The sequence below is a fragment of the Mycobacterium paragordonae genome, from assembly GCF_003614435.1.
Taxonomy (GTDB): domain Bacteria; phylum Actinomycetota; class Actinomycetes; order Mycobacteriales; family Mycobacteriaceae; genus Mycobacterium; species Mycobacterium paragordonae.
In genome coordinates, this window is the sequence record NZ_CP025546.1 from 1,425,776 (window position 1) to 1,446,191 (window position 20,416).

The following is a 20,416-nucleotide window of genomic DNA, read 5'->3' on the forward strand; positions in this document are numbered from 1 at the left end:
ATTTGACCGTTGAACAGACCGAGCCGGGCTCCCTGGATCGGCTCCGGGCGCGGCATGGCTGGCTGGACCATCTCATCCGCGCCTTTCTGCACTTCAGGGCGTGCAACGGCAACCTGTTCGCGGCGGGTCTCACCTACTACACGCTGATCGCGCTGTTTCCTCTGCTGATGATCGCTTTCGCGGTGGGGGGCTTCGCCTTATCGCGGCGTCCCGAGCTGGTCGACGCGATCGACGACCGCACCCGGTCGTGGGTGTCGCCGGAGCTTGGGCAGCAACTGGTCACGTTGATGAATTCGGCCATCTCGGCGCACACCTCGGTCGGTGTGATCGGGCTGGTCTTCGCGGCGTGGATGGGCCAGACCTGGATGTACCGGCTGCGGGAAGCGCTGTGCCGGATCTGGGGCCATCAGGCGGACTCGCTGGGCTTCGCGCGCACCATCGCGTCCGATCTGGCCGCCGTACTGGGCACCTTCGCGGTGGTGGTGTCCACCATGACGCTCGCCGCGCTGGCCCACGCCGAGCCGCTGAAGATGGTGCTGAATCTGCTTGGAATACCCGAGCTTTCGGCATTCCACTGGGCGTTCCGCACCATCTCGGTGGTGATATCTTTCCTGGTGTCCTGGGTGGTGTTCAGCTGGGTCATCGTTCGATTGCCGCGGGAGTCGGTTGGTGTGGCCACGTCGATGCGGGCCGGTCTGATGGCTGCCGCCGGGTTCGAGTTGTTCAAACTGGTGGGCTCGCTGTACCTCAGGGTGGTGCTGCGCAGCGTGGCCGGCGCCACCTTCGGGCCGTTGCTGGGTCTGCTGGTGTTCGCCTACGTCACCTGGGTCCTGGTGTTGTACTGCACCGCATGGGCCGCGACCGCGCCGGGAGCGGCATGACCGAGCCGACCGACAAGCCCGGGATCTTGCAGCGTCTGCGCGACCGCCACCCGCGGCTCGACCACCTGCTGCGGGCGTATCAGCGCTTCGCCAAGCAGAAAGGCACATTCTTCGCCGCCGGCCTGACGTACTACACGATCTTCGCGTTATTCCCTTTGCTGATGGTCAGTTTCGCGGCCGCGGGGTACATCCTGGCGGGCCGGCCGGAGCTGCTGAATACGATCGACGGCCGGATCCGGTCCGCGGTCGCCGGCGAACTCGGGCAGCAGTTGGTCGATCTGATCAATTCGGCGATCGACGCGCGCGCATCGGTCGGCTTGATCGGTCTGGCCACGGCGGCCTGGGCGGGGCTGGGCTGGATGTGGCACCTGCGCGAAGCGCTGAGCGAGATGTGGGAACAGCACATCGAACCGGACGGCTATGTGCGCACCAAACTGTCCGATCTGGCCGCCATGGTGGGCACCTTCCTGGTGATCATGGTCACGGTCGCGCTGAGCGCGCTGGGGCAGCGGAGACCGATGGCCGCCGTGCTGAGATGGCTTCACATTCCCGACTATTCGGTATTCGACGAGATCTTCCGGGGTGTGTCCGTACTGGTTTCGGTGCTGGTGACGTGGCTGCTGTTCACCTGGATGATCGCCAGGCTGCCCCGGGAGTCGGTGCACTTCACCACTTCCGTCCGGGCCGGTCTGATGGCGGCGCTGGGATTCGAGATATTCAAGCAGGTGGGGTCGATCTATCTGCAGACGGTGGTGCGCAGCCCGGCGGGTGCCGCGTTCGGTCCGGTGCTGGGGTTGATGGTGTTCGCGTTCGTGACGTGGTCGCTGCTGTTGTTCAGCACCGCGTGGGCGGCGACGTCGGCACCCGAGGACCCGCGGGACAGGCACGTCGACCCGCCCCCGCCCGCGGTCATCAGCCCCCGGATCCTGGTCGAGGAGGGTTTGCGCCCGCGGCAGACGGTGGCCGCGATGGCGGCGGGAGCCGTTGGGGCGCTGACGCTTTCGCGGCTGTTCAGGCGCCGTCGCTGAGTTCGGCGCGCATCCTGGCGGCGAAGGCAGCGACGGCCTTCAGCGGCCGCATCATCACGGTGATCTCGTCGACCAGCCCGTCGTCGCCGGTGTGCAGGAAATCGCAGCCCTGGATGTCCAGTCCATCGACGGTCGCTCGGAACATCAGCGCGCCGTCCAGCTCCCGCTCGAACCGGAAGTCGTCGAGCACCTTGGCGACCGTGCCCACCACCGTCGCGATCACCTCACGGCCGCGGTAGGGCCGGTGCGCGATGGGGCTGTGCAACACCGCATCTTCGGCGAAGATCTGCTCGATGGTGTCGAATCGGCCGGCCTCGACGGCGCCACGGAAAGATCGGCTGCTCACAGCCCCACCGCCCGTCCCACCGCGACAGTGACCGACGCGACCAGGATCGCGACGGTCAGCGCGACGTTGCGGGGTTCGCGCAGGTGCGCGTGCGATCCGATGGCGCCGACCATCACAATCGCAAACCCACCCGCGGCCAACGGTGTCAGGAATCTCCCGACTCCCGTCAGCCACGGCAGCAGAATCCCGATGGCGCCCAGCAGTTCACAGAACGCGGTGAACCGGATCACCGGTAGCGGAAACGGCGTCACGCCGGTCTGCCCGATCGCGATCAGCCGTTCTTTCGGCTGGCTGATTTTCGCCAGTCCCGACCCGGCGAACACGGTGGCCAGGGCGATCTGCAATGTCCACAGCAGTGCATTCATATCGACCTCCATATCGATGGTGTGCACAGGTATGACGCGGTAGCCGCGCCGAATGTGACACCGCGAAGATCCCTTAGTCGGTGCCTCGCCACGCACCGTCGACCATGACATCGGCCACCCGCAGATCCTGGTCGAGCACAACCAGATTCGCCTGGTATCCGGTACGGATGGCGCCCACCCGGTCGAGTCCGAGCGCACGAGCCGGGGTAGCAGAGGTGGTCTGCACGGCGGCCGCCAGGCCCGCGCCGTCGGCCACGGCCCGGAAGAGCTGATCCATGGTGGCCAGGCTGCCGGCGATGGTGGAGGTGCCGCGCACCGTGGCGACGCCGCCGGCGACGACGACTGGCACCGTTCCCAGTCGGTACTCACCGTCTCCGCTGCCGGCCGCCGCGGTCGCGTCGGTGATCACGGCGACCCGTTCGGGGCCGGCCCAACCCAGCACCGCCTGCGTCATCTCGGGGCGGACGTGCACGCCGTCGGCGATGAGTTCGACCGTCACCGCGGGGTCCTGCAGCAGCGCCAGCACCGGCCCGGGGTCGCGGTGACCCATCGGCGGCATCGCGTTGAACAGATGAGTGCCGACGGTGGCACCCAGGCCGATTGCGTGCTGGGTCTGTTCATAGGTCGCGTCGGTATGTCCCACGGCGACAACCACTCCCGCGTCCAGAAATCGCCGGATCGCGTCGTCGCTGCCGGGTAACTCCGGGGCCAGGGTGACCATCCGGATGGTGCCGTCCGCCGCGGCGAGCACCGCGTCGATCTCGGCGGGATCCGGATGCCGTATCTGGGTGTGGTCATGGGCGCCGCAGCGCGCCGTGCTGAGCCACGGTCCCTCCAGATGGAGGCCCGCCACCGTGCCCCGCTTAGTCGCGTCGGCCAACAGCCTTACGGCGGAGAGCAATTCGGCGGGGGCGGTGGTGACCAGACTGGCCAGCGTCGTGGTGGTGCCGTGGCGCTGGTGAAATTGCGCGGCCGCCGCCGGTGCGTCGCCGAACGACGCGCCGCCGCCGCCGTGCACGTGCATGTCGATAAATCCGGGTATCACAACGGAATCGGGGAGATCGACGTCGGCCGGTACGGGCGGTGCTCCCGCGCCGCCGGCGACGATCCGGCCTGCGTCGACCTGCACCCAGCCGGGACGGCACACCTCGCCCTCGACGACGACGGTGCCGGCCCGGATCAGCGTCATGACGAATCGGTGGGCCAGCGGCCACCGTTCTCCCAGAAGAGCCGGATCTCCTCGAGTTCGCGGCCCTTGGTCTCCGGCGCATACCGGTACACCACGAAGAAGGCCACCACCGTCAGCCCGCCGAAGACCGCGAAAACCCCGGCGCCGCCGAGCAACTGCAGCATGGTGAGGAAGAATCCGGCGATCAGCGCGTTGCCGGTCAGCGTCGAGGTGAGCATCACACTGGACCCCAGTGAGCGCAGCCGGGACGGGAAGCTCTCACCCGCGTACACCCACACCAGCGAACCGAACCCGAAGTTGAAGCCGACGATGAACAGCAGGATGCCGCCGAATCCGAGGACCAGCCCGCTGCCGGAACTGTTGGCGAAGATGACCATCAGCGTGGCATCGGCGACGATCATCATCACGATGCCGGACAACAGGATTGGGCGCCGGCCCAGCCGGTCCACCGAGAACAGCGAGACGAACACCGCGGACAATCCGGCGAGTTGCACCAGCGCAGGCAACCCCAGCAGCGCGAAATCGCCGTGGAAACCCATCTCGGCGAAGATCGTCGGGCTGTAGTAGATGATCGCGTTGATGCCGGTGATCTGGACCAGAAAGCCGAGCACGACGACGAACACGGTGGCCCGCAGGTACGGCCGCCGGATCATCTCGGAAACCTTGCCGCTGCCCTCGTCTTTCAGCGCGACGGCGATCTCGGTCAACTGGCTCTCGACGTCAGCGTCGGGCTCCACCCGCGACAGCGCCCGCCGCGCGTCCTCGACCCGGCCCTTGAGCAGGTACCAGCGTGCGGTGTCGGGCATCCGGATCAGCAGCGGGAGCAGCACGACGGCGGGTATCGCGGCGATCCCCAGGATCCAGCGCCAGGCATGCGCACCGGCCAGCAGGTAACCCACCAGGTAGCCCAGGATGATGCCGACCAGAATCGTGACCTGATAGGCGGTCAGCAGCGAACCGCGCACGGCCGTCGGCGCCGATTCGGCCACGTACACGGGCACCACGACCACCGCGACCCCGATCGCCACGCCCAGCAACAGGCGGGCGGCCAGCAGCATCGGCAGCGACACGGCGCACGCGCCGAGGATCGCGCACACCGCGTAGCCCGCCGTGAGCAGCACCGTGGACCGCTTGCGCCCGATCGCGTTGGCGATCACCCCGGCCGCCAGGGCGCCCACGATCTGACCGATCACCACCATCGTGGTGACCAACTCCTGTTGCCGCGTGGTCAGGTGGAAGTCCTCGGCGATGAACAACCGCGCACCCGCGATGGAAGAAAGGTCGTAGCCGTAGATGACCCCGACGCTGGCCGCGGTGAGACCGACCAGCAAACCCCGCCCGGTCAGACTTTTACCTTGGCTTTGAGTATCTTGATGACCGCTTCCGGGTCCTCGGGGGTGATGCACACCCGCACCCGACGGCCCACGTCGATCACCAGCAGTGTCGACTTGCGGCCGCGGCGCGCGTCCAGCGGGAACCAGTAGCGCGGATCGCTGGCGCCCCAGATCCGGCCCTTGCCGGTCGCCCAGCTCATCTTCTCGCGGCGGATGCCGTGAATGTCGGAGTAGGCGATCCGCTTCGCGTTGGCAAAGGGGAAGTAGTAGCGGTTCACGGTGATCCCGTCCTCGTCCAGCGTGAGTCCGGCGTCTTCGTACAGGGCGGTCATCCGGCAGATTGTAGTGCTTTTCAGTGCTGTGTCCGGCCGTTCATCGAGCGCGCTACCAGGATCAATCCGAACACGATGACGGTGCCGACGACGGCGACCCCGACCCGGATCGGCAGTGAGTCGGCCGAGGACATCAGACCCGACGCCTGGCTGTTGTCGGGTGCCCGGGCGGCCGGGCTATCCCTGGTCGGGACCAGCGAGGGGTCGGGTTCGATCAGCGAGCCCACCTGGGTGCCCTGCGCGGTGCTGAAGCCGTAATCCAGCAGGTGCGCGGCCTGCTCCCAGGGCGCGATCGGCTGGCGGGTGCCGTGCAGCAGCACCGCCATCAGCCGCCGGCCGTTGCGGTTGGCCGCGCCGACGAAGGTCTGGCCGGCGTCGTCGGTGTAACCGGTCTTGCCGCCCATCGCCCCGGGGTAGTGGTAGAGCAGCTGGTTGTCGTTTTCCAGCTCGTAGCCGGGGTGGTCGCCGTGGCCGGGGAAGTCGAAGGTGCGGGTTGCGACGATGTCGGCGAAGACGGGGTTGCGCCAGGCATACCGGTAGAACAGGCCGATGTCGTAGGCCGAGGTGCTCATGCCGGGCCCGTCCAGCCCGGACGGGGTGGCTACCCGGGTGTCGCGGCCGCCCAGCTTGGTGGCCAGCACGTTGAGCTTCTCCAGCGCTTGCTGCATGCCGCCGAGCTGCATGGCCAGCGCGTGCGCGGCGTCGTTGCCGGAGTGCATCAGCAGGCCGTGCAACAGCTGGTTGATGGTGTAGGTGCCGCCGGCGTCGACGCCGACCTTCGTGCCCTCGGCGGCCGCGTCGTCGTCGGTGCCGGGAACGGCCTTGTTCTGGTTGAACGCGTTGATCGACGCCATCGCGACCAGCACCTTGATGATGCTGGCGGGGCGGTGCCGGGCGTGTGGGTCACGGGCCGCGATGACGGCTCCGCTGTCCAGGTCGGCAACCAGCCACGCTTCGGCGGAGACGTCGTTCGGCACCGGGGGAGTATCCGGGGCGGCGATGATGCCGCAGCCGGACAGCGCGTTACCGCCGATCGGGGTCGACGGCAGGGCCAGCGGCAGTGGCGGTTCACCGGCGCGAGGAACTTCGGAGGAGTCCACGGCCGGCGGGGTGTTGATCTTGTACGGGCAGTTGGCGGCCTGCGGATTCACTTCGGCGCTGGGTTCGGCGTTGGCCAGCGCGCCTGACCCGCTGATCGCGAAAACCGCCGCGGCCAGGCACGACGCCGCGCGTAAAGAGGTCCGTGTGGGGGGCATCGATGTGCAGATTAAGCGATGGGAGCGGCTATCGCCGGGAGCCGCGCTGTGACTGGTGGTACGGAAGTTGCAGAAGCGAACCGCCCACCGTTTGACAGTGTCGAAAAGATAGATGACACTGTCAATCACCATGACACTGCTCACCCTGCCCCAGTTCGCCGCCGCGGCCGCCGACGCCGTGCAGGCGTCCGGCGCTGCGCCGGACAACCGGCAGGCAAAAGCCGTCCCCGCCGAGCGCATGATCCGCTACTACACCTCGCGTGGTCTGCTGCCCCGCCCCGGCAACCGCGGCCGGGCCCTCATCTACGGCCGCACGCACCTGATGCGGTTGGTGGCGATCAAACGCCTGCAGGGTGAGGGCCTGTCCCTGGACGAAATTGCCGAACGGCTGGCCGGGATGTCGGCGGCGCAGGTCGAGGCGCTGGCCGCGATTCCGGACAGCGCCGTGCCGGCCGGCCTGGGTGATCCCGAGCCGGCTCCCGAACCCGCCCGCGCGGCCGGCGCATTCTGGCGGGCCGTCCCCGACGCGGCCCCCGAAATCGTCCCCGATGCGGCACCCGCCGTCGTCCCCGACGCGGCCCCCGCACCGGCCGTCACCAACCTGCAGGCCGTCCGGCTTTCCGACACTGTCACGTTGCTCGTCGACGGGCCGCTGCCACCACTCGACTCGCTGCGCCGCGCCGCCGCGCCGCTGCTGGACCTGCTCGCCAACCCCGGAAAGGACTTCCCAATCGTGTTGTCAAGCCGCCGTCGTGATGGGGATGGGGGGTAAGTCGTGGTAGGTGGTGTGGTCGCGGAGCATGGCCCACAGGACGCTGATACGGCGCCTTGCCAATGCGAGTACGGCTTGCTTGTGCGATTTGCCCTCGGCTCTTTTGCGCTGATAAAAGGTGCGCGAGGCGGGGCTGGTGGTGATCGAGATTTGCGCCGAGAGGTACATCGACCGCAGCAGTCCGCGGTGATAGCGCTTGGGGCGGCGCAGATTTCCATGGATGCGGCCGGAATCGCGGGGTTGTGGTGCCAGCCCGGCGAACCCGGCGAGTTGATCAGCACCGGTGAACGCGGTCATGTCTCCGCCGGTGGCGGCGAGGAATTCCGCACCCAGCCGGGGTCCGATGCCTGGCAGGCTGATGATTACTTCGGCGTGTCGATGGTCGCGAAATCGGGCCTCGATGAGCTCGTCGAGTTCGGCGATTTCGTCACCGAGGGCGATCACCCCCTTGGCCAGCCGGGCGACCATCTGGGCTGCCAAACGCTCTCCGGGCAACACCACCGACTGGGAGCGGGCGGCCTCCACCGCGGTCTGGGCCAGCGCGGTGGCGTTACGCGCGCCCTGTTTGCGCAGCCACGCGTCCAGGCGCGCAACTCCCGCGCGGCGGATCGCCGCCGGGGTTTGGTAGGCGGTCAACAGCACCAGCGGACCTTTGTTGGTCAAGGTCAACGCCCGCTCCAATGCAGGGGATATCTCGAGCAGTTGCGCGCGCAGGCGGTTGATCTGGCGGGTGCGATCAAAGACCACATCCACGCGGCGGGTGGTCAGGATACGCAAATCCACGGCGATCTCATCGCCGGGCCGCAGCAAACTGATATCCCGGCGAAGGCGGGCCTGATCAGCGATGACGAACGCGTCACGGGCATCGGTTTTGCCCTCGCTGCGGTAGCTGGCCGACGCTCGGTGAATTGCCAGCCCGGTCAGATATGCCAGCGGCTGCTCGCGAGCAACGAGCAAGCCGATCAGCAGTGCCGCCGCTCCATGGTTGAGGTCGATCGCCCACAACACTTGGCCGCCGGCCAGCTCGATCACCTCGTCGAGCAGACTCGCCAGTTCAGGCTCGTTGTTGAACACTCGCCGCGACAGCAGCCGTTGCCCTTCGCTGTTGATCACCACGCAGTGATGGTGTTCTTTTCCCACATCGATTCCTGCCCAGACCTTTTCGGTCAACGCCACCTCCACACTCATAGCCGTCACTCTTTGCGGTCCCTGGCAACGACGTCCCGGCGTAGTCCTACAGCAGCGATCACATCGCGTATCCCAATCAGCAGTCGAGCCGTTGCCAAACTGCGGGCGGCCAAGTCCTTTGAGCGGTCCACACCGCACCCCAATGACAGCCATACCCGCAGTTCGTGGGGTTCTCCGATCCTACGAACGACCCGATCAAACCCACGCTTCGAAAGGTAGGACTCCCGATGAGCACTCAGTTGTTACCACTGCTCCCCGCCGACCCAGTGCAACCGATCCGGACCGGACGGCCCGGCTGCGGTCAATTGACCGACAGCGACGGCCGCTGTCTGCCGTTGAAGGCGCTCAGCGTCGAGACGGCGCTGGTCGGCATGACGGCCAGTTCCACGGTGCGGCAGCGGTTCGTCAACACCGGTGACACCGCGATCGAGGCCACCTACGTCTTCCCGTTGCCGGCCCGTGCCGGTGTCACCGACTTCGCCGCCGAGCTGGCCGGACGCCGGGTGGTCGGTGTGCTCAAGGAACGCGGGCAGGCGCGCGCGGACTACGAGCAGGCGCTGGTGTCCGGCCAGCGCGCCGCGATCGTCGAGGAGGACCGCTCCGACGTGTTCTCGGTGCGGGTGGGCAATCTCGGTCCCGGCGAGGAGGCCACCATCGAGATGCGGCTGACCGGTCCGCTGTCGTTCGAGGACGGCGAGGCCACGTTCCGGTTCCCGCTGGTCGTCGCGCCGCGATACACCGCCGGGACGCCACTCCCGGGCGACCAGACCGGGCAAGGGCTGGCGCCGGACACCGATGCGGTGCCCGACGCCTCCCGGGTGACCCCGCCGCGGCTCGTCGACTCCGACGAGCGTCCGGACCTGCAGATCTCGCTGAGCCTCGACGGGGCCGGATTCGAGGTGTCCGAGCTGCGGTCGTCGCTGCCGACGGCGGTGACCGAAGCCGACGGTGTGACGCGACTTCGGTTGGAGCCGGGAGCACGCGCGGACCGGGACTTCGTGTTGCGCTTCCGGGTCGCTCGCAGCGAGCTGTCGACGTCGGCTTTGCTGGTCCCGGACGCCGACGGTGACGAGGGCACCTGGTCGGTGACCGTGGTGCCGCCCGTGCAGACATCCACTGCGCCAAGGGATGTCGTGGTGTTGCTGGACCGCTCGGGATCAATGCAGGGCTGGAAGATGATCGCCGCCAGACGGGCCGCCGGCCGGATCGTGGACATGCTCGACGCCGCCGACCGGTTCTGCGTGCTGGCCTTCGACGATCGGATCGACACACCGACCGGCCTGGCGGACGGATTGGTGGACGCGACCGACCGCAACCGGTTCGCCGCGGCGTCGTGGCTGGGCTCGCTGGAAAGCCGCGGCGGGACGGTGATGGCCGAGCCGCTGCACAAGGCGGTGGACATCCTGGCCGGAACCGGCGAAGACCGGCAGGCCAGCGTGGTGCTGGTGACCGACGGCCAGATCACCGGGGAGGATCACCTGCTGCGGATGCTGGCGCCCGCCGTCGGGCGGACCCGTATCTACTGCGTGGGCATCGACCGCGCTGTCAACGCCGGCTTCCTCGACCGGCTCGCCGGGCTGGGGCACGGCCGCTCGGAGTTGGTGGAATCCGAGGAGCGTCTCGACGAGGTGATGGCCCGGTTGGCCCGGACCATCGGGCGTCCAGCGCTGACCTCGCTGCGAGTGAGTGCCGAGGGGGTGTCGATCATCGACGACACCACGACGCCGGCCCGGTCGCCCGACGCTTTCGCGGGTGTACCGTGCGTGATCTCGGGCCGCTACCGCGGTGCCGGCGATGCGACCTTCCGCATCGGCGCCGACGAGTCGCCCACGGTCTCGCTGCGCGCCCGGGTATCACCGGAAGCTGTTGCGGTGCGGACGATTTGGGCGCGTTCGGTGGTGCGTGACCTGGAGGACGAGTACGCGTCGTACCACGCTGATGACGAGCTCGCCGCACGGTTGGTCGCGCACTCGGTGCGCTTCGGTGTGCTGTCGCGGTTCACCGCTTTCGTCGCGATCGACCCCGAGCACACCGACGCCGGTCCGCTGACCGAGGTGATCCAGCCCGTCGAACAGCCCTCCGGTTGGGCGACGAACGTGGGCTTCGCCCGTGGGGGCGCGGCCTACGCACTGGCCGGCGCGGAACTCGTCATGCCGGCGCCGGCGGGCGCGATGCCGCAGTCTGCGGGTGCGATGCCGCCGCCTGCGGCCGCGGCTCCGCCCCCCGACGGGGGGCCGGATCAGCTGGCACCCGGTAAGCCCGCCGCGCCGCGGCCGCTGGACAAGCTGCTCAAGCAGGTGGAGAAGTCGACCCAGGTGCGTCGCTCCGGCCTGGACGCGGTGCTCGACGAGCTGAGGCAGCATCGCGATGCCGCCACCGACCCCGAGTTGCGGGCGGCGCTCGACCAGCTGTGCACGGCCCTGGTGCGGTTCCTGAAGGACCCGAAGGCGCCGCAGAGCCGGCAGGTGCTGGTGGCGCTCGACGCGGTCAGGCGGGCGATGACCGAGCGGCCGGCCAAACGACGCTTCTGGCGGTGACCCTCGGGGCGCGAGCGTGCATGGAATGCCGTCGCCACCGGCGTGTCCCCGTACATCTGTGCACGCTCGTGCCGCGACTTTCAGCAGACGTCGGTGAGCACACCTCGCAGGATCGATTCGATGGCATCGAACTCGGCCTGACCGCTGATCAGCGGCGGGGCCAGCTGGATCACCGAGTCACCGCGGTCATCGGTGCGGCAGTACAGGCCCGCCTCGAACATGGCCGCCGACACCCGGCCCAGCAGCGCGGAGCGTTCGTCGTCGGCGAAGGCCTGCTTGGTTGCCTGGTCTTTGACCAGTTCGATGCCGAAGAAGAATCCCTCGCCCCGGACATCGCCCACGATCGGCAGGTCGTACAGCTTCTCCAGCGTGCCGCGCAGCGCGGGGGACAGTTCTTTGACGCGGTCGTTGAGGCCTTCGCGTTCGAAGATGTCGAGGTTCGCCAGCCCGACGGCAGTCGACACCGGATGCCCGCCGAAGGTGTAGCCGTGCGGGAACATCGTCTTGCCGTCGTTGAACGGCTCGAACAGCCGCTCGCTGGCGATCATCGCGCCCAGCGGCGCGTAGCCCGAGGTCAGACCCTTGGCGCAGGTGATCATGTCGGGCACATAGCCGAAGTCGTTGCAGGCGAACATCGATCCGATCCGGCCGAACGCGCAGATCACTTCGTCGGAGACGAGCAGCACGTCGTAAGCGTTACAGATCTCCCGGACCCGCTCGAAATAGCCCGGCGGGGGTGGGATGGAGCCGCCGGCGTTCTGCACCGGTTCCAGGAACACCGCCGCGACGGTGTCGGGCCCTTCGAATTCGATCGCCTCGGCGATACGGTCCGCTGCCCAGCGGCCGAATTCCTTGATGTCGGTGTGCGATTGCGCGCGGTAGAAGTTCGTGTGGGGAACCCGGAAACCACCCGGCGTCACCGGCTCGAAGGGGGCGGTGAACTTCGGCAGGCCGGTGATCGCCAGCGCCCCCTGAGTGGTGCCGTGGTAGGCGATCGAACGCGAAATCACCTTGTGCTTACCGGGTTTTCCGGTCAGCTTGAAATATTGCTTGGCGACTTTCCAGGCTGTTTCGACGGCCTCGGTGCCGCCGGTGGTGAAGAAAACCCGGTTCAGGTCACCGGGCGCGTAGCCGGCGACACGTTCGGCAAGTTCGATCGCCGTCGGGGTGGCGTATCCCCACAGCGGGAAGAACGCCAGGGTCTGCGCCTGCCGGGCCGCCACTTCGGCGAGTTCCGCTCGGCCGTGACCGACCTGCACCACGAACAAACCGGACAGCGCGTCGAGGTAGCTCTTGCCGCGGTCGTCGAAGATGGTGACGCCTTCGCCGCGGGTGATCACTGGCGGGGTGAAGTCCGGGCCATGTCGGGTGAAGTGCAGCCAGAGGTTGCTCATCTCACCGATGGTAGGGATGCGGTCAGCCCAACTCCTCGGCACTACGCATCATCTGTGCCAGCGCGGCGCGTCCGCTGACCCCGGCCTTGGTGCTCGCGCGGTAGATATGGCTTTCGACCGTCCGTACCGACAGCGACACGGCCTGGGCGATCTCGCGATTCGACAGCCCTCGAGCCACCAGCACCGCGATCTCGCGTTCCCGGGTGCTGAACGGCGGCGCGAAGTGGGCTGCCGCGATCGCCGGGCTGGTCGCCCCGCCGCATCGGGCTGCCAGTCCCTGCGCGCGGGCCGCTGCGGCCATCGCGTGTGCCCCGCGGCCCGCCCGCCGGTGTGACGTCGCCGCCTGCCCGGCCGCGTCGGCGGCGGCCAGCAGGTCGCACATATCTTCGAATTCCGTTGACACCCAATCAAGTTCATCGGCATTGTCGGAACTCAACGCCGCGGCGTAACGCGCGGCGAGCGCGGCACGGGGTCCTTGCACAAGAGTGGCCAGCTCCGCCAGCCGGCCGGCCGCATCGGTGTCGTCGAACTGCACCGCGGTTTGCAGATACCACACCTCACGGGCGAATTGATCGTGCTCGCGCGCGAACTCCGCCGCCTCGCGTGCCAGGCGACGTGCTTCGGTGGTGCGTGAGCGCACCGCCGCCAGCCACGCCGCGGTGATCGTTTCGATGGACGCCACATAGACGTATGCCGGGTGCCGATATCCGCGGGCGGTGTGCAGAGCGCGCTCGGCCGCATCGGCGTCACCGGAGCGGGCCAGCGCCTGCCCGCGCATCAGGTGGAAGCGGTAGAAGCTGTTCGCGACGTTGAAGTTGTTGACCATCTCGTCGTTGATCTCCCGGGGCAGCAGCCGTAGCGCCGCATCGAGATCTCCGGCGGCCAGCAACGCCATGCCGAGGATTTCCGATGCCACCGCACGCACTCCCGCGGGTTCTCCGTGCTGGGCACGGCTGTTGCGTTCGGCGACATCGATGGCCTCCGGAATTCGGCCGGCAGCCAACAAGGCGAACGTGTGAAACTCCGTCGCCGGCTGCTGAAGGAATTTGCCCTGCTCGCTCAACACCAGCGCCTGGGAGGCCTGCGCAGCCTTCGCCAAGGCGTGATCGAGCTGGCCGAGTTCGGCGTAGGCCAAGCTCTCCGCGGCGTAACCCATTGTCGTGCCGTACCAGTCGAGTTTTTGGTAGTCCACATCGGCCAAGGTCGACACGACCTCGCGCGGCCTGGCCGCCAGTGAGAGCTGATTCGCGCGGAATATCAACAGCTGATGCCGTCTAGGTCCGTTCGCGGATGCGAGCGCTTCGTCGATGAGCCGCCAGGACCGCTCCGGTGATCGCATGCCCCACAACAGGTTCGACGCACGCATCACGGTGGTATTGATGAATGCGGATTCCATGACGTCGTCGACTTCCAACCCGTCCAGGACTTCCAGCGCAAGCTCGCCCTGCTCCATCATGAACAGCGAATAGGCCAGCGGTATGCGTGCCTGCGCGCCCATCCCGGTCGCGGCGGCGGCACCGAACAAGCGATGCGCCGTCTCGAAATCCAGCAGCGAACTCGCCGCGGTGGCAGCCGATAGCAACACCTTCGGCTCGGGCGGCAGGTCGGAGTCCAGCCACAGTAGACCGCGCTTGACGACTTTTGCCGACCCTCCGCCATCCTTCATCGCGGTCGCGACCTGGCCGCGAAGGCGGCGCAGTCGCGAAGAGCCGCAACGGTTCAGGCGAACCTCGGCGTAGAGAGGGTGGCCGATATACACGTCGTCGCCGGAGATGCGGATCAGTTCACGCTGTTCCGCACTTTCGATGGCGTCCTGGTCGGCGATCAGTCGCAGGCAGTGCCAGTCGACGGGCTCGGAAACGGCAACCAGATCGACGACGTCGCGCACCTCTTCGGGGATGGCGCCGATCTGCGCATCCACCAATTCGGCAAGGGAGCCTGAGATCTCGGTGTTCCCGCGCCACTGCACGGCCCCGTCCTCGGCAGCCATCCGTCCCGCACGGTGCTCCTGCTCGATGAGCTGGCGCAGGAATAGCACGTTGCCGCCCGTGAGGTGCCACAGCCGCTCAGCACACGGCTCATCCGGTACCGCGCCGAGTGTAGCCGCCAACAGTTCACCAATCTCGTTGCGGGACAGCGGTTCCAGATCGTGCCGCCTTAGTAGGCCGTCCTTCCACAGCGCCGTCACCGCGGCCGGCGCCACCTCCCCGCTGCGGATCGCGAGGATGACGGCGGCGGCTTGCGAATGCACCAATTGGTGCACGACGAGCGCCGACAGGTCATCCAGCAGATGCGCGTCGTCGACGAAAACCACCAGGCGGTCCGGTTGGACGCCGTCGGTCAGGGCCTCGATGACGCTGCGCGCCACCGCAAGTGGCGCGCTCTCCACGTCGTCGCTCCACTGCGAGAAGGCGCCCAGCGGGATCGCGCGGCTGGTGGCGGTGGCGGCCACGGTGCAAACGGTCCACCCGGATGTCGCCGCTGCCAGCACGGCCTCGCGCGCCAGGCGCGACTTGCCGACCCCGGCCTTGCCCGCCACCGCCACTCCGCGTGCCCCATCGTCGGCGATTGAGCGCAGCACCGCGCTGATGTCCTGTTCACGGCCGACCATGGGCCAGTGATCGACCACGGATCGACTCTATCTAAGGAGTTGGATTCATTGGGGAGAATCATCGGCGCCGCAGCTCGGCGCTACCCTGGGGCTTATGGTCGCGACCACGCAGGTCAACGAATTCGAGTCGCTGCGACCGCATCTCATGTCGGTCGCCTACCGCCTCACCGGAACCGTGGCCGACGCCGAGGACATCGTCCAGGAAGCCTGGCTGCGGTGGAGTGCGCAGGACAGGGCGATCAACGACCTGCGCGCCTGGCTGACCACGGTGGTGAGCCGGCTCGGTCTGGACAAGCTGCGCTCGGCGGCGCACCGGCGGGAACGCTACACCGGCAACTGGCTGCCCGAGCCGGTCGTCACGGGTTTCTCGGACGCTCAGGCGGCTGACCCGCTGTCGGCCGTGGTGTCCGCCGAGGACGCCCGGTTCGCGGCGATGGTGGTGCTGGAGCGGCTCAATCCCGATCAGCGGGTGGCCTTCGTGCTGCACGACGGGTTCACCGTGCCGTTCGCCGAGGTGGCCGATGTGCTGGGCATCAACGAGGCTGCTGCGCGGCAACTGGCGTCCCGGGCCCGGAAGGCCGTCGCCGCGGCGCCCCCGCCCGAACCCGACCCCAGCCACGCCGAGGTGGTCGGGAAGCTGATGGCCGCCATGGCCGCCGGTGACATCGAGACCGTGGTCTCGCTGCTGCACCCCGACGTGACATTCACCGGCGACTCCAACGGCAAGGCGCCCACGGCGGTTCAGGTCATCCACGGCGCCGACAAGGTCGTCCGGTTCATGATGGGTCTGGCCCAGCGCTACGGCGACGCGTTCTACACCGCCAACCATCTGGCCTTGGTCAACGGCGAACTGGGTTCCTACACAACGGGATTCCCCGCTTCCGAGGGCCGGAGGGAGATGGCACCGCGGATCACCGCGATGACGGTGCGCGACGGCAAGGTGGTCGCGCTGTGGGACGTCGCCAATCCCGACAAGTTCAGCGGATCGCCGCTGCGGTCTGGGTGATCGCCGCGGGCTGAGTTGTCACACCCCGCTGGGAGGATGGGGTTATGTCGGTGACTGCCTTGGCGGGCTCTTTTCAGCGGCCTCCGGTCAAGCGTGTGGATGTGTTGTTCGAGGAGTTGTCGGAGTTGGCGGGGCAGCGCAATGCGATTGACGGGCGGATCGTGGAGATCGTCGCGGAGATGGATCGGGACGGGTTGTGGGGGATGACGGGGGCGCGCTCGGTGGCCGCGGTGGTGGCCTGGAAGCTGGGCACCACCCGGGGCAATGCCGAGACGATCGCGACGGTGGCGCGGCGGGCCCGGGAGTTTCCGCGGTGTGTGGCAGGCCTGCGCGAGGGGTGGTTGTCGCTGGATCAGGTCGGGGTGATCGCGGCGCGGGCCGGGGACGGCTCGGATGCTCATTATGAGCAGTTGGCCCGCTATGCCTCGGTCAGCCAGTTGCGCACCGCGATCAAGGGCGAACCGCGCCCGAAACCGGATCGGCGCCCGCCGCCGGCGATCAGCAAAACCAGCACCGAGGAGTCGACGTGTTGGCGGATCACCCTGGCGCCCCCGCAGGCGGCGACGTTCGAGGCGGCGCTGGCCTCGCATCGGGAGGCGCTGATCACGCAGTGGAAGCACGACCGCGCCGACAGCGGCGAGTCGCAGTCCGCGCCGCCGATGCCTGACACGATGGATGCGTTGATGCGGCTGATCGAGGCCGGCTGGGACGCTGAGGCCACCGCTCGCCCACACGCCGCGCACACCACCGTGGTGGTGCACCTCGACGTCGACAAGCCCGCTGCCGCACTGCACCTGGGCCCGCTGTTGAGTGAGGGCGACCGCCAGTACCTGACCTGTGATGCCACCTGTGAGGTGTGGTTTGAGCGCGAGGGCCGCCCGATCGGCGCCGGGCGCACCACCCGCACGATCAACCGGCGGCTGCGCCGCGCCCTCGAGCACCGCCACCCCTGCTGCGCGGTGCCTGGCTGCGGGGCCACCCGCGGCCTGCATGCTCATCACATCCGGCACTGGGAACATGGCGGCCCCACCGAGCTGATGAATCTGATCCTGTTGTGTCCGTATCACCACCGCGAGCATCACCGCGGGGAGATCACCATCACCGGCGACGCCGACCACCTGACCGTCACCGACCGCGACGGCGCCATCCTGCTGCCCGGATCCCTGGCCCGACCACCCACCACCGCCCCACCCGATGTCGGGCCCTACCCCGGGCCCACCGGCGAACGCGCCCAATGGATGTGGTACACCCCCTTCCAACCCCAACCACCACCCATCACCAACTGAGGCGCGTCGGGATGTCACCGATCCCGAGACGTTCAGTGGGTCGCCGCTGCGGACTACACCGGCAGGATGATCGCCGTGGCCGGCGGGAGGGCGATCGCCTGACCACCGGGCGCCTGGTAGTTGTAACTGGGCGCGGGTCCGTAGATGCCCTGCGCCAGGGGATTCGTCGGACCCAAGCCGGCCCACATGTCGTTGATCCAGCCCGTCGACAGTGTGTACACCGCCGCGGTGGCGCCCGGCGGGGAGAACTGGGTGATCACCTGCAGAGCCAAGTCGATCAGCGGGCCACGGCCCAGCATCGAGTCGACATGGGAGCCGCCCGCGATCTCGGCGCCGACGAACTGGTTCGGATACAGACTTGCCAGCGTATTCGTGGTGGCGCCGAACGCATTCCACGACTGCGGCGGCGCCGCCACGGTGTAGATCGGAACATTCGCCGCCTGCAGTTGGCTGACCGCGCCGGCGAATACCGCGTTGTTGTTGGCGACGCCGTCGAACATCACCACGCCCTTGAGATGGTTCGTGGCGCCGTTGAGATTCGCCAGGTAGTTGCCGGCGGCGATCGAGGTGAGGCCACCTCCGGCGGAGTGGCCGGACAGGATGAAATCCTGTGGCAGCGTGCCGATGAACCCCGCGCGCTGCGCGCTGATATTCAGCGCGGTCTGGGGCCCCTGGAACAACGACGCCACGCCCTGTTGCATCTCCGGGCTGCCGATCCACAGGCCCAACGGCAACGGAATCGACGGCACGGTCGGAGTCACGACGACGCTGTTGGTCTGCCCTGCCAAGTCGATGGCAAGCGGCTGGTACAACCAACCGAACGCACCGAAGCCGTGCGAGAAATACACAGTGCCGTTGGGGGCCACCGACCCGTTTGCCTGTGTCGGGAAGTACCAGAACGCCGGAGCGGGGTAATTGAACTGGGGAATCGGTAAGCCCAGGAACGACGTCGGCCCGATCGGGATCTGCAGGAACGAGAAGCCGACCCGGACGCCGGTCACTCCGCCGGTGCCTGTGACGGGCAAGGTGGAGGGGAAGTTGATGTATTTGCCCAGGCCCACGGAATTTGTGGCGAAGTTGAGCAGCGCCCCCACCGTCGCGGCGCCCGTGCCATTGAACAGAGGACATGTGGACAGGGGCGAGAGCACGCTGCCGAACTGCTGCAACAACCCCTGCAGCGGCGCCGCGTTGGCGGCCTCGGCGGCCGCGTACGCGACACCGGCGGCGCTCACCGCACGCTCGAACGCGGATTGGAACTGTGTCGTCGTTCGCGCGGTCAGCGCCTGCAACTCGTCGGCGTAGCTGCCGAATAGGGTCGCAATCGCCGCCGACACCTCGTCGGCAGCCGCCGCGGCGATACCCGTCGTCGAGGGTGCGGCCGTCGCGGCCGCACCCTCGATCGCCTCTCGGATGCTGGTCAGTTGCCCCGAAGCCAGGGCAAGCGCCTCCGGTGCTGCGATCACGTACGACGACATCGGCGGCTCCCCTTCCCCGGCGGCCCGACAACCCAAGGACTGTGCCAAATGCTACGAGTTCAGGAACGATTTAGTTCACAAATTGAACGAATTGCCGGGACCCGGTGCTGAGGCCGAAAGCCCCTACCGGATTGCGCCTGGCAGCGAGACGATGTGCACAGTTCTCCGACCGCTGTCGAGTGAGGTCACGATGGCCCCTATGAATCGCCGCGCGGCACTGACTGTATTCGGGGCGCTGGCGACTGGCGGTGCGATCGGAGCCAGGTTCGTCATCCGCAGCATCGCGGGGTCGCCGGTGACACGAGTGCGCCTCACCAACGGGCCCGGCGGAATGGGTATCAGTGCGGCGGAAATGCAGGTGTACCGGGAAATGTTCGCCCGGCACACCGAGATCACCCGCACGGTGGAAGAAGTGCCAGGCGGCGTGCGCACCACGACCGAGTCGACCTCACCCGATCTCACCGCGCAATTGCAGGCCCACGTCTCAGGGATGTATGGCCGGCTGGGGCAGGGCGCGGAGGTGATGTGCATGAGTCCGACCCTGCCGAGTCTGTTTCGCAATGCCGGTGGCTATCGGCGCCAGCTCACTTTCACGCCAACCGGCGTCATCGCCGAGGAGACTGCTGACGACCCCGGCCTCGTCGAGACGATCCGGGCACACGCCCGCGAGGTCAGCGGGTTCGTGCGCGACGGAATGCCGGCGATGATGCAAGGCATGATGGGCGGCAGCATGATGGGCCCCGGCGGCATGATGGGGCCGCACCATCGGTCGTGATCACGCGCCCGCCGCGTCAGCCCAGGGCACCCGGCACGCATCTCCCGAGTTGAAGCCCTGCTCGGTGATGCCCAGGGCTGAGTACATCCGCGCCCGCATGTTCTCGATGCCGATCTGGTAGGTCAGCTCGATCACCCCGGCTTCGCCGAAGCGGACCCGCAGGTCCTCGACCTGCTCGTCGGTCACCGAATGCGGGTCGGTGGTCATCGCGTCGGCGTAGGCGATCGCGGCGCGCTCGTCATCGGAGAACCGCGGCGACGTCGCATAGTCGTTGATGTCCTTGAGCCGGTCGATGTCCAGGCCGTCCAGCCGCTGCAACATCTCGCCGAAGTCCACGCACCAAGAGCAGCCGACGGTCCGCGCGGTCCAGAACACCGCCAACTCACGCACGCTGGCCGGCAGGGTGCGCGATGCGTTCTGCAGCATCATCTCGTGCACGGCGTTCGCGACCAGCAGCCGCGGATGGTGAGCGGCGACGGTGAACGGCTCAGGCACCTCGCCGAAGCGCCGCTTGGCCACCCGGTACATGGCGCGCACCAGCAGTCCGGCGCGCTTGGGAGGCAGGGGTTCGATGCGTGTTTTCTGTGTCATACCTCTACAGACGAGGAGGTCCGCCTACATGTGACAGGCAGGTGTGACAG

Annotated in this window: 17 protein-coding genes and 1 pseudogene; 7 read left to right on the plus strand and 11 right to left on the minus strand. The window is 67.9% G+C overall.

Annotation, left to right across the window (positions count from 1 at the left end):
* Positions 1–2: 2 nt before the first annotated feature.
* Both yhjD (C0J29_RS06655) and yhjD (C0J29_RS06660) read left to right on the plus strand, forming a co-directional pair.
* Entirely contained in the window at positions 3–881 is an 879-nt protein-coding gene (yhjD, locus tag C0J29_RS06655) for an inner membrane protein YhjD (RefSeq protein WP_242460369.1), read from the plus strand.
* A complete protein-coding gene (gene yhjD / locus C0J29_RS06660; protein ID WP_120794600.1) occupies positions 878–1,909 on the plus strand; it encodes an inner membrane protein YhjD in 1,032 nt (343 codons plus the stop codon). Before yhjD (C0J29_RS06655) ends, yhjD (C0J29_RS06660) begins: the two co-directional genes overlap by 4 nt.
* Here yhjD (C0J29_RS06660) and C0J29_RS06665 read toward each other — a convergent pair.
* From C0J29_RS06665 to dacB1, 6 genes are all read right to left on the minus strand, one after another.
* A complete protein-coding gene (locus C0J29_RS06665) occupies positions 1,893–2,255 on the minus strand; it encodes a nuclear transport factor 2 family protein (RefSeq protein ID WP_120791830.1) in 363 nt (120 codons plus the stop codon). The genes yhjD (C0J29_RS06660) and C0J29_RS06665 overlap by 17 nt on opposite strands.
* Positions 2,252–2,620: a DoxX family protein gene (locus C0J29_RS06670; protein WP_065044015.1), complete on the minus strand. Its 369-nt coding sequence runs from the start codon at positions 2,618–2,620 to the stop codon at positions 2,252–2,254. Before C0J29_RS06670 ends, C0J29_RS06665 begins: the two co-directional genes overlap by 4 nt.
* 73 nt (positions 2,621–2,693) lie before the next feature.
* Entirely contained in the window at positions 2,694–3,809 is a 1,116-nt protein-coding gene (nagA, locus tag C0J29_RS06675; RefSeq protein WP_120791831.1) for an N-acetylglucosamine-6-phosphate deacetylase, read from the minus strand.
* Positions 3,806–5,155, minus strand: coding sequence for a sugar porter family MFS transporter (locus C0J29_RS06680; RefSeq protein ID WP_242460617.1), 1,350 nt, complete (start codon positions 5,153–5,155; stop codon positions 3,806–3,808). Before C0J29_RS06680 ends, nagA begins: the two co-directional genes overlap by 4 nt.
* Entirely contained in the window at positions 5,152–5,475 is a 324-nt protein-coding gene (locus C0J29_RS06685; protein WP_065044012.1) for a PH domain-containing protein, read from the minus strand. The genes C0J29_RS06680 and C0J29_RS06685 overlap by 4 nt, the downstream gene beginning before the upstream one ends.
* A gap of 20 nt (positions 5,476–5,495) precedes the next feature.
* Positions 5,496–6,731 carry a D-alanyl-D-alanine carboxypeptidase DacB1 gene (gene dacB1, locus C0J29_RS06690; RefSeq protein WP_120791833.1) on the minus strand — a complete coding sequence of 412 codons (1,236 nt, stop codon included), beginning with the start codon at positions 6,729–6,731 and terminating at the stop codon, positions 5,496–5,498.
* Positions 6,732–6,843: 112 nt separating this feature from the next.
* Here dacB1 and C0J29_RS06695 point away from each other — a divergent pair, with 112 nt between their 5' ends.
* The gene (locus tag C0J29_RS06695) at positions 6,844–7,503 is read left to right on the plus strand and encodes a helix-turn-helix domain-containing protein (protein WP_242460370.1); all 660 of its coding nucleotides are present in this window, start codon (positions 6,844–6,846) and stop codon (positions 7,501–7,503) included.
* On the opposite strand, the gene C0J29_RS06700 is transcribed toward C0J29_RS06695, so the two are convergent.
* Complete coding sequence (locus C0J29_RS06700) at positions 7,471–8,691, minus strand: IS110 family RNA-guided transposase (protein ID WP_120791834.1); 1,221 nt, start codon at positions 8,689–8,691, stop codon at positions 7,471–7,473. The genes C0J29_RS06695 and C0J29_RS06700 overlap by 33 nt on opposite strands.
* Positions 8,692–8,918: 227 nt before the next feature.
* Here C0J29_RS06700 and C0J29_RS06705 point away from each other — a divergent pair, with 227 nt between their 5' ends.
* Positions 8,919–11,228: a VIT domain-containing protein gene (locus tag C0J29_RS06705; RefSeq protein WP_120791835.1), complete on the plus strand. Its 2,310-nt coding sequence runs from the start codon at positions 8,919–8,921 to the stop codon at positions 11,226–11,228.
* 80 nt (positions 11,229–11,308) lie between these two features.
* Here C0J29_RS06705 and C0J29_RS06710 read toward each other — a convergent pair whose 3' ends face one another.
* Positions 11,309–12,622, minus strand: coding sequence for an aspartate aminotransferase family protein (locus C0J29_RS06710; protein WP_197748193.1), 1,314 nt, complete (start codon positions 12,620–12,622; stop codon positions 11,309–11,311).
* 22 nt (positions 12,623–12,644) lie between these two features.
* Positions 12,645–15,251 carry a LuxR C-terminal-related transcriptional regulator gene (locus C0J29_RS34340; protein WP_277950708.1) on the minus strand — a complete coding sequence of 869 codons (2,607 nt, stop codon included), beginning with the start codon at positions 15,249–15,251 and terminating at the stop codon, positions 12,645–12,647.
* A 76-nt stretch (positions 15,252–15,327) separates the two neighbouring features.
* On the opposite strand from C0J29_RS34340, the gene C0J29_RS06720 reads away from it, so the two are divergent.
* The gene (locus C0J29_RS06720) at positions 15,328–16,239 is read left to right on the plus strand and encodes a sigma-70 family RNA polymerase sigma factor (RefSeq protein WP_120791836.1); all 912 of its coding nucleotides are present in this window, start codon (positions 15,328–15,330) and stop codon (positions 16,237–16,239) included.
* Between the two features lie 44 nt (positions 16,240–16,283).
* Positions 16,284–17,525 (plus strand): HNH endonuclease signature motif containing protein, encoded by a 1,242-nt coding sequence (locus tag C0J29_RS06725; RefSeq protein ID WP_120791837.1) that lies wholly within the window; start codon positions 16,284–16,286, stop codon positions 17,523–17,525.
* A 53-nt stretch (positions 17,526–17,578) separates the two neighbouring features.
* Here C0J29_RS06725 and C0J29_RS06730 read toward each other — a convergent pair whose 3' ends face one another.
* Positions 17,579–19,000 (minus strand): PE domain-containing protein, encoded by a 1,422-nt coding sequence (locus C0J29_RS06730; protein WP_120791838.1) that lies wholly within the window; start codon positions 18,998–19,000, stop codon positions 17,579–17,581.
* A gap of 190 nt (positions 19,001–19,190) precedes the next feature.
* Here C0J29_RS06730 and C0J29_RS06735 point away from each other — a divergent pair, with 190 nt between their 5' ends.
* Complete coding sequence (locus tag C0J29_RS06735; RefSeq protein WP_120791839.1) at positions 19,191–19,775, plus strand: hypothetical protein; 585 nt, start codon at positions 19,191–19,193, stop codon at positions 19,773–19,775.
* Here the strand turns inward: C0J29_RS06735 and C0J29_RS06740 are convergent.
* Positions 19,776–20,415, minus strand: a pseudogene (locus C0J29_RS06740) (carboxymuconolactone decarboxylase family protein); the annotation flags it as partial.
* Between the last annotated feature and the right edge of the window lies 1 nt (position 20,416).